The sequence below is a fragment of the Kribbella sp. ALI-6-A genome (assembly GCF_001984195.1).
Lineage (GTDB): Bacteria > Actinomycetota > Actinomycetes > Propionibacteriales > Kribbellaceae > Kribbella.
Genome location: NZ_MTQN01000009.1, coordinates 1,041,987 through 1,057,004 on the forward strand (window position 1 = coordinate 1,041,987; position 15,018 = coordinate 1,057,004).

At 70.5% G+C, this 15,018-nt stretch carries 13 protein-coding genes; 2 read left to right on the forward strand and 11 right to left on the reverse strand.

The features are described 5' to 3' along the window. Positions 1-17: 17 nt before the first annotated feature. Genes BWI15_RS13775 through BWI15_RS40065 form a run of 3 tightly spaced genes read right to left on the reverse strand, consistent with a single transcriptional unit; the run spans position 18 to position 4,481 of the window. Complete coding sequence (locus BWI15_RS13775; RefSeq protein ID WP_077014684.1) at positions 18-2,009, reverse strand: formylglycine-generating enzyme family protein; 1,992 nt, start codon at positions 2,007-2,009, stop codon at positions 18-20. After that, the gene (locus tag BWI15_RS13780) at positions 2,006-2,884 is read right to left on the reverse strand and encodes a ribokinase (protein WP_077014685.1); all 879 of its coding nucleotides are present in this window, start codon (positions 2,882-2,884) and stop codon (positions 2,006-2,008) included. Before BWI15_RS13780 ends, BWI15_RS13775 begins: the two co-directional genes overlap by 4 nt. Next, positions 2,877-4,481 (reverse strand): ADP-ribosylglycohydrolase family protein, encoded by a 1,605-nt coding sequence (locus BWI15_RS40065; protein ID WP_077014686.1) that lies wholly within the window; start codon positions 4,479-4,481, stop codon positions 2,877-2,879. Before BWI15_RS40065 ends, BWI15_RS13780 begins: the two co-directional genes overlap by 8 nt. A 77-nt stretch (positions 4,482-4,558) precedes the next feature. Here BWI15_RS40065 and BWI15_RS13790 point away from each other — a divergent pair, with 77 nt between their 5' ends. Then, the gene (locus BWI15_RS13790) at positions 4,559-6,151 is read left to right on the forward strand and encodes an alkaline phosphatase D family protein (protein ID WP_077014687.1); all 1,593 of its coding nucleotides are present in this window, start codon (positions 4,559-4,561) and stop codon (positions 6,149-6,151) included. A gap of 12 nt (positions 6,152-6,163) precedes the next feature. After that, positions 6,164-6,997, forward strand: coding sequence for a galactose-binding domain-containing protein (locus BWI15_RS13795; RefSeq protein WP_077014688.1), 834 nt, complete (start codon positions 6,164-6,166; stop codon positions 6,995-6,997). 6 nt (positions 6,998-7,003) lie between these two features. Here the strand turns inward: BWI15_RS13795 and BWI15_RS13800 are convergent, their stop codons facing one another. From BWI15_RS13800 to BWI15_RS13835, 8 genes are all read right to left on the reverse strand, one after another. Then, positions 7,004-8,152: an ADP-ribosylglycohydrolase family protein gene (locus BWI15_RS13800; RefSeq protein WP_077014689.1), complete on the reverse strand. Its 1,149-nt coding sequence runs from the start codon at positions 8,150-8,152 to the stop codon at positions 7,004-7,006. Further along, positions 8,152-9,435: an ABC transporter substrate-binding protein gene (locus tag BWI15_RS13805; protein WP_077014690.1), complete on the reverse strand. Its 1,284-nt coding sequence runs from the start codon at positions 9,433-9,435 to the stop codon at positions 8,152-8,154. The genes BWI15_RS13800 and BWI15_RS13805 overlap by 1 nt, the downstream gene beginning before the upstream one ends. 56 nt (positions 9,436-9,491) lie before the next feature. Further along, the gene (locus BWI15_RS13810; RefSeq protein WP_077014691.1) at positions 9,492-10,325 is read right to left on the reverse strand and encodes a carbohydrate ABC transporter permease; all 834 of its coding nucleotides are present in this window, start codon (positions 10,323-10,325) and stop codon (positions 9,492-9,494) included. After that, on the reverse strand, positions 10,322-11,260 hold the full coding sequence (locus BWI15_RS13815) for a carbohydrate ABC transporter permease (RefSeq protein ID WP_077014692.1): 939 nt from the start codon (positions 11,258-11,260) through the stop codon (positions 10,322-10,324). The genes BWI15_RS13810 and BWI15_RS13815 overlap by 4 nt, the downstream gene beginning before the upstream one ends. Then, complete coding sequence (locus BWI15_RS13820) at positions 11,257-12,246, reverse strand: LacI family DNA-binding transcriptional regulator (protein ID WP_077014693.1); 990 nt, start codon at positions 12,244-12,246, stop codon at positions 11,257-11,259. The genes BWI15_RS13815 and BWI15_RS13820 overlap by 4 nt, the downstream gene beginning before the upstream one ends. A gap of 188 nt (positions 12,247-12,434) precedes the next feature. Beyond that, the gene (locus BWI15_RS13825; RefSeq protein ID WP_143465598.1) at positions 12,435-13,385 is read right to left on the reverse strand and encodes a potassium channel family protein; all 951 of its coding nucleotides are present in this window, start codon (positions 13,383-13,385) and stop codon (positions 12,435-12,437) included. Continuing rightward, complete coding sequence (locus BWI15_RS13830; RefSeq protein ID WP_077014695.1) at positions 13,357-14,475, reverse strand: GNAT family N-acetyltransferase; 1,119 nt, start codon at positions 14,473-14,475, stop codon at positions 13,357-13,359. Before BWI15_RS13830 ends, BWI15_RS13825 begins: the two co-directional genes overlap by 29 nt. 89 nt (positions 14,476-14,564) lie before the next feature. Next, complete coding sequence (locus BWI15_RS13835; protein ID WP_083750733.1) at positions 14,565-14,963, reverse strand: hypothetical protein; 399 nt, start codon at positions 14,961-14,963, stop codon at positions 14,565-14,567. Positions 14,964-15,018 lie beyond the last annotated feature (55 nt).

Consider the following 15,018-nt stretch of genomic DNA (forward strand, 5'->3'; position numbering starts at 1 on the left):
AGCGAAGTCGCCCGCGCTCACCGCGCGCACCGGAAGCCGATGGTTTCCGAGCGGTCGAGCCCACCGCCGGTGAGGACCAGCTTGAAGCTGACCTCCGGCTCCTGCGGACCACCGTCGGCGTACCAGTCGGAGCCCTCGGCGACGTACCACGAGCCGCCCTTGAGGATGCAGAAGCGGCTCCGGCCGTCGCGGTGCTCGCTCTCCGTCCAGTTCCAGACCTGCGGCTCCAAACGCGTGAACCCGTCCAGGGACGCCGCGACCTGCCACTCGTCCTCGGTCGGCAGCCGACCGCCGGCCCACTGGGCATACGCCCGCGCGTCCGCCAGATCCACATACGTCACCGGCTGGTCCTCGGTCCCCGGCGCCGGAGCGCCGTCGACCCAGTGCGCGAGGAAGCGGTTGGCCACCAGCGGCTGGTACCCGCTCGCGGCGAGGAACGCCGCGTACTCCGCGTTCGTCACCTCGCGGACCGCGACCGACACCTCCTCCAGCGACACGTCCCGCTGGAGCGTCTGCTGGTCGTGCAGGCGCGGAGGCAGCGGCTTCCACTCCTCCACGTACGGCGCTTCGTCGTACAGGCCGGTCTCGCGGCGCCGGTGCCGGACCACCAGAGAGCGCTCCTCGGCGGGCGCGACCACGACCGGGCCGAACGCCGGCTCGCCCACCGGCGTCGGCGGCGGGATGCGCCGCCCGGGCGCGGCCGGGAACGTCGTGTCCTTCAGATGCGGGCGCGGCATCGTGCCGAGCCGCCGCGCGGTGGCCCGGCAGGTCGCGCCGGCCGTCGCCCCGACGCGCACGATCCCGGCCACTCCACGACCCGGTACGACCAGGCGCACGCCGTCGTCGTCGGCCGTGATCGGTACGCCGGACGTCACGTCGTACCAGTCGCCGACCTGGTCCTCCGAGCGCAGCACGACGCCCTCGAAGTCCTCCTCGTCACGGTTGATCAGCGTCCAGAACGTGACGTCGGCCAGCTCGAAGCGCGAGCCGAACACCCCGTGCGAGCGGGCCTTGTCCGGGATCTCCGGCGTCAGCGGGATCCAGTCGCCGTTGATCAGCACCGGAGAGAACGCTCTCTGCGCCGCGACCATCCGGCGCAGCGTGGCCCGGTCGCGCGCGTTCCAGCCGACCCAGGCCGAGAACACGCTCTCCCAGACCAGGATGCCGACACCGTTCACCCAGGCCGACTGCAGCTCGTCGCTGTGATCGCGGTTCCAGCGGCGGGTGTGGTGCATCATGTGCCGGCGCTCGAACAGGTGCGCCCGCAGTACGCCGGGCGCCCGGGTGTCGGCGAACCACTGCGCCCAGGACAGCGCGTGGTCCGAGATCCTTGCCAACGGCAACCGTGACTCACCCTCGAAGGCGATCGCCGGGTTGACCTTGTGCAGCGCCCGGGTGAACGCCGGGTCGCCTTCCTTCAGCGTGTCCAGGAAGGCGCCGTCGGCACCGAAGTCGGCGACCAGCGCGGCGAACTCGTCGGCGTCCGGACCGTCCGCGCGGCGGGTGCCGACGTCCCACGGGTTGTAGTCGAAGAACACCTTCAGCCCGAGCCGGTGCAGGTCGTCGACCAGTTGCTTGAGGCCCGGGACGTCGCGGTAGAAGTCGAACTGGTTGCGCGAGTCGATCCCGATCACCGGGTAGGCGTGCCACAGCACCACCGCGTCGTACCCGCCGAAGTCCTCGACGCCGTGCTGGACGAACTCCTCCGGCGTGAACTTGCCGGTGGCCACGTCGTACAGCTGGTCGTCCCACAACCAGACCAGCGCCACCGAGTACGCCGTCTGGGTCCACTCCCGGCCCGGCTGCTCGTAGTGCGAGCCGCCGTCGTACGCCGTCCGGTCGTAGGCGCCCATCAGCCACTCGGCCAGCTTGCCCCGCCAGCGCGGCAGGTCGGCCGGGTCGTCCGGCGCGCCGATGATTTTGGCGTCGTCGAGAAGACTCAGGTCGGCACGCAAACCGAGCTCGACCTTCGCGGGGAGGTCGATCGGCCTCGGTTCCAGCGGGTTCACAGGTACACCTCCGCACAGCGCGCGTCGATAACGTCCCCGTGAGGCACCGAGGGGATGGCCCCCGCGGTCTGAACACTCAATGAAGCTGCAACGGTAGCGCGTCGGACCGCATTCGTCAGGTCGCTCGCTGTAGTTGATGTCGCAGCAAGTGTCGCGGCGAGCACTCCGCAGAAGGTGTCACCCGCGGCGGTGGTGTCGACCACCTCGACCCGGACCGCCGGGACCCGCACCTCGTCCGCCGAACGGGTCAGGATCACCGCGCCCTCGGCGCCCAGCGTCACCACCGCGGCGGGTACCCGGTCCAGCAGGGCGGACAGCTTCGCACCAGCCACCGCTTCGGCCTCCGTCTCGTTCACGACCAGCAGGTCGACATGCCCCAGCAACTCGTCGGACAGCTCGGCGGCCGGCGCGGCGTTCAGGATGAAGTACCGGCTCGCCTCGGCCGCCGCCTGCACCGTACCGAACGGAATCTCGAGTTGGGAAAGGACTATTTTCGCCTCCCCCAGCGCCGCGCGCGCCTCCGGTGTGAGGCGGAGTGTCGCGTTCGCGGACGGCGCGACGGTGATCGCGTTCTCGCCGTCGGCGTCGACGGTGATGATCGCGGTGCCGGTCGGCTGGTCGACGGTCTGCACCAGCGAGAGGTCGACACCGTCCAGGGCCTCGCGCAACAGCGCTCCCCCGTCGTCGGCACCGAGCGCGGCGACGAAGGCGGTGGACGCACCGGCACGGGCCGAGGCGACCGCCTGGTTCGCGCCCTTGCCGCCGGGGCCGCGGGTCAGACCGGAGGCGAGCACGGTCTCGCCGGGGCGCGGGATCCGCTGGACCGGCAGCACCAGGTCCACGTTCGCGCTGCCCACGACCACGACGTCAGCCACGCCGGTCCCCCTTCCCGTCCGCCACGGCCACGGTTCGCGCGGCCAGTTCGTCGAAAGCGACCTGGTTCATGCCGGGCAGGCTCGTGGCCAGCCGGTTGTCCAGTGGTTCGGTCCACTCTGCCGGAACGCCGCGCACCGCGCCAAGCACGGCGCCGACCGTCGCGCCGACCGAGTCGGTGTCCCAGCCGCCCATCACCGCGCGGCCGACTCCGGTGGCGAAGTCCGGGGCGGTCAGCGCGTACGCCGTGAGCGCGCTGTTGTTGACGGCATGGACCCAGTGCAGATGCCCGTACTCCGCGTGCAGTACGTCGAGCGCGTCGTCCAGCGGCTTGTCGGCCAGGGACAGGCCGAGGTGGACCGCGCGAGCGATCTCGCTGTCGGGGGCAACGGCTTCGAGCCCCGCCAGCGCGGCTTGGCGCGGGTCGTCGAGCACGAGCGCGGCGGCGGACATCGCGGCGACCCAGATCGCGCCGTCGACGCCGGCGCCGGTGTGGGTGAGCCGGGCGTCGGTCAGCGCGAGCCGGGCGGCCGCCGTACGGTCGCCGGGGTGGACCCAGCCGTAGACGTCGGTCCGGATCTGCGCGCCGATCCACCAGCGGAACGGGTTACGCACCAGCGCCGCGCGCTCGGGGGCGACGCCGTCGAGCAGGTTGCGGTAGGCGACTCGCTCGGCGGTGAACACGCGTCCCGCCGGAAGATCACTCAGCCAGGCTTGAGCCACGTCCTCGGTGGTCAACTCGTCGCCGTGCCGCTCGACCAGCTGCAGCGCCAGGATCGCGAAGTTGAGATCGTCGTCCTCCGGCATCCCGTCGATGACTTCCCGCAAACTCGTCGGCTTCGACCGCCGGTTCCACGGCCACCGCGCCTGCACGTCCTCAGGGACTCCCACCGCTGTCACGTACCGCGTCAAAGGCCACTGCCCAGAACTGACCAAGATCTCCCGGATCCCCTCCCGGGGAATCTTCTCCACCGGCTTCCCGAGCAGATTGCCCGCCGCCCGACCCAACCAACCATCCAGAATCCGCTGTTCCACAGCACGGAACGCGCCGCCCGCGCTCCGCGCGGACGACGCGGAAAAGGCGGAGTGATCGGAGGGTCCCGCCTCCCCCGTCCCCCCGCTGCGCGCCTCCGGCGCGGACGCTTCGCCCGACGCAGCAAGCCCTCCGGCGTCCAAGCCGCTCGCCTCCGGCGTGGGTCCTCCGCTCGACGCAAACCCCGTAGCGTCCACGAACCCGCCGCGCGCATCCGGCGCGCTCGCCCCGCCGGCCGGCGCCGCAGGCGCCGAGGCGTCCGGGTGCCCATGCCGGAGCGTCTCCCCGCCTTGACCGCTGGAGCCGGCGGCGAGCAGCGGCAGCTCCGGGATCGCTGGTGAAGACCACGTGGGTGTCCTCTTGTCCAGCTCGTCGAGCAACTCGCGGGCCAAGGCTCGGAGTTCCGGCGTGGCCGGCACGGCCGAAGCCCCGGACACCGGCGCCTCAGCAGAACCTCCAGCCGAAACCCAGCGCGTGGTGATGTCCGTGACGTCGGCGCCTTCGGCCGAGGACTGGACCAGTTGGTGCGGCAGCAGGTCTTCCGGCTGCACCCAGGTCAGTCTCATCTGCGTTCTTCCTCCTGTTGCGCCAGGTGAAACAGGCACCTGGTTCGTCTCGTCGTCACGGCCGGATACTCCGTGCCATGCTCTCCGCCGCCCGCGGTCTCGCCGCCGCCACCGCGACCCGTCGTAGCTTTCTCAGCGCCACCGGTGCGGCCGCGGCGCTCGCGCTCACCGGCACCCTGCCGGGGCTCGTCCCGACCGGCGCGCCCACACCGACGAACCGCCCGCTGTTCACGCTCGGCGTCGCCTCGGGCGATCCACTGCCGGACGCCGTGGTGATCTGGACCCGCCTCGCCCCCGGCCCGCTCGAACCGTTCGGCGGTCTCGACGACCGCCCGATCGACGTCGACTGGGAAGTCGCCGAGGACGAGTCCTTCGGTCGCGTCGTACGCCGCGGCAAGGCGACGGCGCGACCGGAGTACGCACACTCCGTGCACGTCGACGTCCGCGGCCTCAGGTCGTGGCGGCACTACTTCTACCGCTTCCGCGCCCGAGGCCAGATCAGCCCGACCGGCCGCACCCGCACGGCGCCCGCGCCGCACGACCTGCCCGCGATGACACTGGCGGTGGCGTCCTGCCAGGCCTTCTACGACGGCTTCTACACGGCGTACCAGGATGTCGCCCGGCGCGACCACGACGTGGTGCTGTTCCTCGGCGACTACATCTACGAGGTCGGCGTCGGCCCGACCGCCGGAATCCGCAACCAGCCCGTCCCGATCGACTTCGCCGGCGAGATCTTCACACTCGACGAGTACCGCGCCCGGTACGCCCTGCACAAGACCGATCCCGACCTCCAGGCCGCCCACGCCGCGTCGGCCTGGGTGGTCACGCTCGACGACCACGAGGTCGAGGGCAACTGGTCCGGCGACATCTCCGAGGACGGCCTGCCCGAGCCCGAGTTCCTGGTACGCCGGGCGAACGGCTTCCGCGCGTACTGGGAGCACATGCCGCTGCGCCTCGACCAGTCCGCCGACGGCCCGTCGATCCGCCTGCACCGCCATCTGCGCTTCGGCCGGACCGCCGACCTGAGCGTGCTCGACACCCGGCAGTTCCGCGACGACCAGCCCGGCGACGGCGGCTGGCTCCCGCCCGACCAGGTCTCCCAGGACCCGGCCCGCACGATCACCGGAGCGGAGCAGGAACACTGGCTGCTCGACACCCTGCGCCGCTCCCCCAGCCGCTGGAACGTCGTCGCCCAGCAGGTCGCGATGGCCCAGCTCGACCGCAAGACCGGCCCGGACCTGGAGCTCCCGATGGACACCTGGAACGGGTACGCCGCCTCGCGCGATCGCGTGCTGCACGGCGTCCGTGATCGTGGCGTCGACAACTTCGTCGTACTGACCGGAGACCTGCACCGCAGCGTCGCTGCCGACCTCAGGCTCGACTTCTCCGACCCGTCCGCGCCGGTCGTCGGCAGTGAGTTCGTCACCACGTCGATCTCGTCCGGCAAGGACGGTGTGGACGTCGACGCCACCGGCCGCGCGCTGCTCGCCGAAAACCCGCACGTCAAGTACCAGAACGTCCAGCGCGGCTACCTCAGCTGCCGCCTCGACGCGGACCGCTGGACGTCGCAGTTCCGCGTGGTCGACAAGGTCACCACGCGCGGCGGTACGCCGAGCACCCGCGCCAGCCTGGTCGTCGAGAACGGCCGCCCCGGAATTCACCAGGTCTGAGGGGATCCCGCCATGAAACGCGTCATCGCCCTGCTCGGAGCCGTCCCGCTGCTCGTCGTACCAGCCGTTGCTCACAGCAACGTCAAGCACCACGACATCGAACTCAGCGCGACTCCTCAGCCCGTCGAGGTCGTTCCGCTGCCCTGCTTCCCGTCCGGCCGGCTCACCCTCGGCATGACCAACGCCGGCCGCAAACCTGTCGTCGCCGACATGCGCGTCAGCGGCGAGGACCCACTCGTCCTGTCCCGCCGTCAGTTGTCCAGCTACCTTCCGGTCGAGCAACTCGTCACAGCGCCGCTCGACGTCACCGTCCCGCGCGGCACCGCGCCCGGCAGCTTCACCGTCGACCTCGCCGTCGGCCGCGAGACCCACAAAGCGTCCGTGGTCGTGAAACCCGTCCCCCCGAAGGGCCCCGGCGACAACCTGCTGCTCGGCGAGCAGGCCGTCGCCTCGTCCACCCACGGCAACATGAAGCTCTGCGGCGGCGTCGACGGCAACACCGACTCCGAGCAGTGGGGAGCCAGCGGCTGGCACGACGCCACCAAGGGCGTCTTCCCCGACACGTACGGCGTCGACTTCACCGCCCCCGCCACGGTCGGACGGATCACGCTGCAGACCCTCGACTCGGCCCGCTACCCGGCGGCCGCGATGGGAGTCCGCGACGTGGACGTCCGGGTTCGGACCGGTGACACCTGGACGACCGTCGGCCAGATCCGGGGCAACGTGCAGGGCCTCCGCGAGGTCACCTTCGCCCCGGTCGCGGCCGACTCCGTCCAAGTGGTCGTCCTCGACTCCAACGATCACGGCTACTCCCGGATCATCGAGCTCGAGGCCTTCAGCAACTGACATCGCTCAGGCCAGCGCATCCAGCGCCGCGGTACGCCGGGCCCAGCGCTCGGCGTCCGCGGCCCGCAGGTCCTTGGCCACCGACGCCATCACCCGGCCGGGCGCGATCAGATCGGTCTTGCTCGCCTCAGCGATCCTCCCCGCCCACTCCTCCGGTACGCCGGCCTGCCCGCTCAGCGCGCCGGTGACCGCGCCGGCCATCGACGCGATCGAGTCGGCGTCGCGACCGTAGTTCGTGCCGCCGAGCACCGCCTGCCGCACGTCGCCACCGGAGACCAGGACGAATCCCAGCGCGACCGGCAGCTCTTCGATGGCCTTGGTCCGGCTCGGACGCCGGGCGTCGAGCGACTGGTCGCGATAGTCCGGCCCGACCGTGTCGAACGGCTCGATCGCCTTGCGCAACTGGGGAATCGCGGCCTGCCAGTCGTCCAGTCCTTCGGCCACCTCGGCAACGGCCGCGACCGCAGCGCGAGTCCCGTCCTTGGCCAGCTCCAGCGCCGCCTCGACCGCCGACGAAGCCGTAGCCCCGGGCACCATCGCCGCGGCGACGGCGGCCGCGAACACCCCGGCCGCCTCCCGTCCGTAGCTCGACTGGTGTGCGCCGGCCAGGTCGATCGCCTCGGCGTACGCTCCCGCCGGGTCGCCCGCGTTGGCGATCCCGACCGGAGCGGCGTACATCGCCGCGCCGCAGTTCACGATGTTGCCGACACCGGCCTCGCGCGGGTCGATGTGCCCGTAGTGCAACCGGGCCACCAGCCACTTCTCGGCCAGGAAGACCCGCTGCAGCAGCAACGCGTCCGCCTCGAGCTCCGGCACCCAGCGCTTGCCGGCCAGCATCTTCGGCACCAGCCGCTCGGCGATCGCGTACGCGTCCAGGTGCGCCCGCGTCTCGTCGTACACCTCGACCAGCGCGTGCGTCATCAACGTGTCGTCGGTGATGTGCCCGTCGCCCTTGTGGTACGGCGCGATCGGGCGCGCGTTGCGCCAGTCGTCGTACCAGGGGCCGACGATGCCGGTCACCCAGCCGCCGTGCCGTTCCCGGATCGCCTCCGGGGTCCAGCCCTCGACCGCGCCGCCGATCGCGTCCCCGACGGCGGAGCCCAGCAGGGCCCCGACCGACCTGTCCTCCAGCGCGTTCTTCGTCTGCTCGGGCATCAGCTGTTGACCTGGCCCCACCCGTCGTTCAGCTTCCGGCCGAGCGTCGCGAGATCGATCTTGTTCGCCAGGAACTCCTGCAGCGCCGGAGTGGCGATCTGGTCCTTCCACTTCGGGTAGTTCTCCACGCTCTGGAACGGCGCCTTGGTCATCTCCGCGCCACTGGCCAGCGTCTGCTGCCAGCCGTTCTTGCCGCCGGTCGCCTTCTGGATCGCGTCCCGGGCCGGCTGCGTGGTCGGGATCAGCCAGTCGCCCTGACCGACCGCGGCCAGGTTCTCGGCCTTCATGAAGTAGTCGATGAACTCGGCCGCCTGCTTGATGTGCTTGCCCTCGGCCGGAACCGACAGGGTCTGCGGGTTCGCGGCCTGCTTCTCCGAGGTGCCCTTCAGCGGCGGCAGCACCTCCCACTGGAAGCCCTTCGGCGCCTGCTCGACCATCTGCTGGGCGGTGTAGTTGCCCGCGACCACCATCGCGTACTTGCCGCCGAAGAAGCCCGGCAGCACGTCCGAGCCGCTCTGGGTCAGCGAGGTCGGGTCGATCGACTTGTCGGTGTAGGCCATCGCGTGGATGCGCTTGGGCACCTCGAGCTCCGCGTCGCCGATCTTGGCCTTGGCGTCGCGGCCGGTGCCCTCGAAGAACGCGGCGTCGAAGTTCATGCCGAGGTTCAGCACGGTCGCGGTCGGGCTCTTCAGGCCCCAGCCGAGGCCGAATTTGCCGCCGGTGGTGAGCTTCTTCGCGTCCGCCTGCAGCTGGTCCCAGCTGAGCGAGTCCCCGGTGGTGGAGATCCCCGCCTGCTTGAGCAGCGCGGAGTTGCCGAACACGACGTACGACTGCAGCAGCGTCGGCGCGGCGATGATCTTGCCGTCACCGGACTTCACCGTGTCCCAGACCCCCGCCGGTACGGCGTCCTTCGTCTCCTGGCTCAGGTACGGCGTGAGGTCGGCCAGGTAGCCCTGGTTCGCGAAGCCGGTGATGTCGGCGGACTCGTCGTGAATGATGTCCGGCGCGGTCCCGCCCTGGAACTGGGTGACCAGCTGGTCGTGCACGGAGTCCCAGCTGCCCTGCACGTACTCGACCTGGATGTCGGGGTGCGCGGCGTTCCAGTCGGCGACGATCTTCTTGGTCGCCGCGACGGTGGTCTTCTGGAAGGCCAGGCTCTGGAACTTCAGCGTGACCTTCTCGCCCGGCGCGGGGTCGCCCGAGCTGTTGTCGTTCCCGCTGCCGCAGGCCGCGAGCGCCACCAGGGCGCCCGCCGCCATCAGGGCGGTCAGTGCTTTTTTCATGGTTTCTCCTCGTACTTCACGTACCGCTTTTGCTTTTGCTTTTGTTCTTTGGTCTTTCAGCCCTTGACCGCGCCGCTGAGCAGTCCACTGGTCAGTCGGCGTTGCAGGAAGGCGAAGAACACGAGACTCGGCACGGTGGCCAGGACGGACGCGGCCGCGAGCGGGCCGAACTGGACCTGGCCCTCCGCCCCGACGAAGCGGGCCAGCACCAGCGGCAGCGTCTTGAGTTGCGGATCCTGCAGCAGGACCAGGGCGAAGAAGAACTCGTTCCAGGCCGAGATGAAGGTGAACATCGCGGTCGCGATCAGGCCGGGCCGCAGCAACGGCATCACGATCGACACGATCGTGCGCAGCCGGCTCGCGCCGTCCACGGAGGCCGCCTCCTCCAGCTCGCGCGGCACCGCCGCGACGTAGCCCTGCAGCATCCACAGGGCGAACGGCATCGACCAGACCATGTAGACGATCACCACGCCGGGGATCGTGTTGGTCAGGTGCAGCGGGCGCAGAATCAGGAACAGCGGGATCACGATCAGGATCACCGGGAAGACCTGGCTGACCAGGATCCAGCCGTTGGTGATCGGCCGCAGCCGGCTGCGGAACCGCGCCAGCGCGTACGCGACCGGGAGCGAGACGATCAGTACGAGGATGGTGGTGGCGACGGAGATCTGCAGCGAGTTCAGCATCGAGCGGACCAGGCCCTGCTCCTCGAGCGCGGCGGTGAAGTTCGCCAGCGTCGGGGCCTTGGGCAGGAAGGTCGGGTCGATGGTGGCGAACTCGCGGGGCGACTTGAGCGAGCTGGAGATCAGCCACACCAGGGGAAAGCCCAGGAAGATCAGGTACGCCACGACCGCGACGTACTGCGCCGCGCGGGTGGCCGGACGCGTTCTCATGCCTCGCTCCTCAACCGGTTGCGCAGGTAGAAGGCCAGGAACACGATGATGATCACGACCATCACGTCGCCCATCGCGGCGGCCATGCCGAAGTTGCCGTACCGGAACGCCTCGTTGTAGGCGAACAGCATCGGCAGCATCGTCTTGCCGCCCGGGCCGCCCGCGGTCAGCACGTAGACCAGGCCGAACGAGTTGAAGTTCCAGATCATGTCCAGGCTGGTGATCGCGACGATCACCGTCTTCAGCTGCGGCAGCGTGACGTGCCGGAACTGGGCCCAGGCACCGGCGCCGTCGACCGCGGCCGCCTCGTACAGGGATCGGTCGATACTCTGCAGACCGGCCAGCAGCGTGACCGTCGTCATCGGCATGCCGACCCAGATGCCGACCACGATGACGGCCGGCAGCGCGGTGCCGAAGTCGCCGAGGAAGTTGATCGGGTGGTCGGTCAGGTGCGCGCCCTGGAGGATGTCGTTGACCGGGCCGTTGGTCGGGTGCAGCAGCAGGCGCCACATGATCGCGACCACCACCGGCGGCATCGCCCACGGGATCAGCGCGAGGGTGCGCGCGATGCCGCGGAACTTGATGTCGGTGTTCAGCAGCAGGGCCAGGCCGAGTGCGGCGACGAACTGCAGCACGGTGACCGAGACGGTCCAGATCAGGCCGATCCGGAAGGAGTCCCAGAACAGGTCGTTGTGCAGCAGCTTGGCGAAGTTGCCGAAGCCGATGAAGTTGGTGTCGACGTTCAGGCCCGCGCGGGCGTCGGTGAAGCCGAGCGCGATGCCGCGCACCAGCGGGTAGACGCTGAGCAGCAGCACCGGCAGCAACGCGGGCAGGAACAGGAAGATCGCTTCCCGGTTCTGCTTCGGGCGGCCGGTGCCGCGGCCCGGTGGTTTGCGGGCCGCGGTGTCCGGCGCGGCGACGGCTTGGGTGGTCACGATGATCTCCGCACACTCAGGGACGGCTGCACCACGATCCGGCGCGGGGTCCGGCTGTCGTCCTCGATCCTTGCCAGCAGCAACTCGGCGGCGCGCCGCCCTCGCTCGGCCGAGCCCAGGTTCACGCTCGTCAACGGCGGGAAGGACTGCTCGGCCAGCGCGCTGTCGTCCATGCCGATCACCGCGACGTCGTCCGGGACGCGCAGTCCGCGGGCGGCCAGCTCGTGCATCACGCCCACCGCGAGCAGGTCGTTGGCGGCGATCACGGCGTCGATTCCAGGGGTGTCCTCCAGCAGTTCACGACCGGCGGCGCGGCCGGCGGCGAAGGTGAAGTCCTCGGCGGCGACCTCGGCCACCGGCGTCAGCTTGTTCGCCTTCATCGCGTCGGTGAACCCCTTGGCCCGGGCGGATCCGGGCACCGTGTCGACCGGGCCGTTGACGAAGGCAACCTTGTGCCGCTTGGTGGTGAGCAGGTGCTCGACCGCGAGCAGCATGCCCTTCGGCGAGTTCGCGCGAACGGTGTCGACGCCGGCCCGGGCCGGGACGTTACCGGCGACGACGACCGGCACGTCGCACTCCTGGATCGACTTGATCAGGTCGTCGTCGACCCGCAGCGGGCTGATCACCAGACCGTCGGCGTACCCGCGCGCCATACCGCGGACCAGCGCGACCTCGTCGGCGACGTCCGGGCCGGTGGTGGTGACCACGAGCCGGTACCCCGCCGCCGAGACGACCTCCTCGACGGCGCGCATCATCGTCACGTAGACGGGGTTACCGACGTCGGCGACCGCCAGGGTCAGCTGGAACGTCCGCCCGACCTTCAGCGACCGCGCCCGCGAGTCCGGCACGTAGCCGAGCTCGGCGACCGCGCGCCGCACCCGCTCGGCCATCTCCGCGGTGGCCGGCAGACCGTTCAGCACCCGCGACACCGAGGCCACCGAAACGCCCGCGGCCCGGGCCACGGCGGCGATCGTCGGACGGCTCACGCGCTGCTCCTGTAATCGTTCTTGTAATCGTTTACAGATCAGACCTTAAGACGCCGCCCATCCGGCGTCAAGAACGGACCACTCCGTCACCTGGTCCGCACTTTCCGCGATCGCGACGCCGCCCGGGCGACGGAATATCGGCTCAACGACCCCAGTACGGGGAGTGTCTCGGCCGGAGCCGAGGTGGGTTACTCGTCCTCGTCGTCGGCGCCCGGGCGCTCGGCCCAGGGGGTTTCCTTGGCGGGGCGGACGACGATGAGCTTGTCGCCGGCGGCCAGGACCGAGACGTTGGAGTCGTAGTACCGGTAGACCTTGCCGTCGCGCACCACGGAGACGACGCGGTCGGGCACCGACGACGGGGACTTGCCGACCTCGCGGCCCAGGATGGCGCGTTCGGCGACCTCGAGGCCCTCGCCGTAGGTGAGCAGGTCCTCCATCACCTCGCCCAGATTCGGGCTGACCGCGGACAGGCCGAGCAGGCGTCCGACCGCCTCGGACGACGTGACGACGGCGTCCGCGCCGCTCTGCCGCAGCAGCGGGACGTTGTCCTCCTCGCGGACGGCGACGACGATGTGGGCGTTGGGGTTGAGCTGCCGCACGGCCAGCGTCACCAGCACGGCGGAGTCGTCGCGGTCGGTGGTGACGATCACCTCGCGGGCTGTCATCACCTCGGCCCGGCGCAGCACCGTCCGGTTCGTGGCGTCGCCGTGGAAGGCGGCCATCTGGTCGTTGCCGGCGTCTCCGATCGCCTGGGCCCGCGGGTCGATCACGACGATCTGCTCGCGCTTCACCCCGTTGCTCAGCAGCGTGTGCACGGCCGAACGGCCCTTGGTGCCGTAGCCGACGACAACAGTGTGGTCCTTCATGCGCTTCCTCCACCGAGAGTCGCGCATGATGCGCCGACCTTCGTTCGCCAGGACTTCCAGGGTCGTGCCGACCAGGACCACCAGGAACGAGATGCGCAACGGCGTGACGACGAACGCGTTCACCAGCCGGGCGGTCGGCGTCACCGGAGTGATGTCGCCGTACCCGGTCGTGGTGAGCGTCACCGTCGCGTAGTAGATGCTGTCGATCAGGTCGACGCGGCCGTCGTAGGTGTCCTTGTAGCCGTCACGGTCGACCACCACGATCAGCACCATCACGGTCAGCAGGCCCACCGCGATCAGGAGCCGACGGAACAGCTCCAGGACCGGCGAGCGCGTGCTCGCGGGGAGATTGACCAGTAGACCGTGTGGGTTGCGGCCGGAGGGCAGGGATGGCACGGGTCCGACGATAGGGCACCGGGCCCCGATCCACGGAATGCGACAGGCTCTGGTCGGACAGCGCGATGGCCACCATCAGGTTGTCGCCGTCCGGGACGACGCGGGTTCGCATCCGCAGACCCTCGACCGTGCGGAGCATCGCGGCGTTGTCCGGCTGGACCATGCAGACCGCCCGGTCGGCGCCGAGCAGCCGTGCCTCGCGGATCACCTGGCGCAGCAGTTGCGACCCCAGGCCCTGCCCTTGCCACCCGTCCTCGACCAGCACGGCGATCTCCATCGCGTGGCCGCCGAGCTCCTCCCAGGGCGCGGCCGTCGCCATCCCGACCACGGCGTCGTCGACCGTCGCGACGATCGACACCCCACCGGCCGGAGCGGACAGGTGCCGCGCGGTCCGGGCCGTCAGCCGCGGAATCGGCACGTGGTACCGCCGGGTGCGGCTCTCGTACGAGCACCGCTCGTGCATGGCGACGACAGCCTCGGCGTCCTCGACCGTCGCCCGCCGCAGCTCCGGTACGGCGCCACCGCCGGGCCGCGGCGCGTCCAGCACCTCGTCGGCGTACCGGGCGGACAGGCGACCGGCGATCTCGACCAGCACGTCGGCACGGGCCCACTCGGCCGGGGTGTACTCGCCGAAGCCCTGCAGGTTCTCCAGCTCCTCGTCGACCGCCAGCGGGTCGTCGATCAGGCGCAACACGGCCCGCAGGTATCTGGTCGGGGCATCACTCAGTACGTCGGCCTGGCACGGGCTGACCGTCGTACGGGCGCAGCCGGCCTCGACGGTCAGGGCGGCCAGGTCGTCGGCGGTCCAGCCGACGCCGGTGGAGACCACCAGCTCGTCGATCGCCCCGCCCTCGGAGGTGAAGACCTCCAGGCTGAGGATGTTGATGTCGTCCGCACCACACCGTGCAGCGAGTTCGGCCAGTGCGCCTGGCCGGTCGGCGAGTTCGGTCCTGATCTTCCAGAGCATGCGGACGCCCTCCCTCGTGGATCGTGCCTCCACTGTGCGCGGAGGGTGTGACCACGCCGGGTCCGCCGTGTTACGCCTTTGTCAAAAGCTCACGCGCGGCGGCGTCGCTTCGGGAGCCGGTCAGTGAGCTTGGGACGCTGCGCGGCGGCCAGCTCCGCGGCCTTCTCGCGCCGGTCCAGGTCGGCGTGCCGGAGCAGCTCCGGGTAGGTAGCCTGCGGAACCGGCGGGTACGTGGTGACGATCGCGTCGCCGCTGAAGACGAAAAAGATCGCCGAGCCGTCCTTGATCACCTTGAGCAGGGAACCGTCCCGCACGGTCAGCGCGTGCTCGACCGCTTTGCGGCGCGCGGTGCGCTTGGCCAGCGCCGCCTGGATCGCCTGCTGGGCCGGCTCCCGGCCGTGCTTGACCGCCTCGAAGGCCATCGGCCCGTACCGCACGCCGTACTTCACCAGGTTCTTCGCCAGTCGCCCACGCTGAGGTGCAGCCATGCGTCGACTCTACTAGCGGACGTGCAGCACCCACCAAGGATCGCCGTGGCGACTC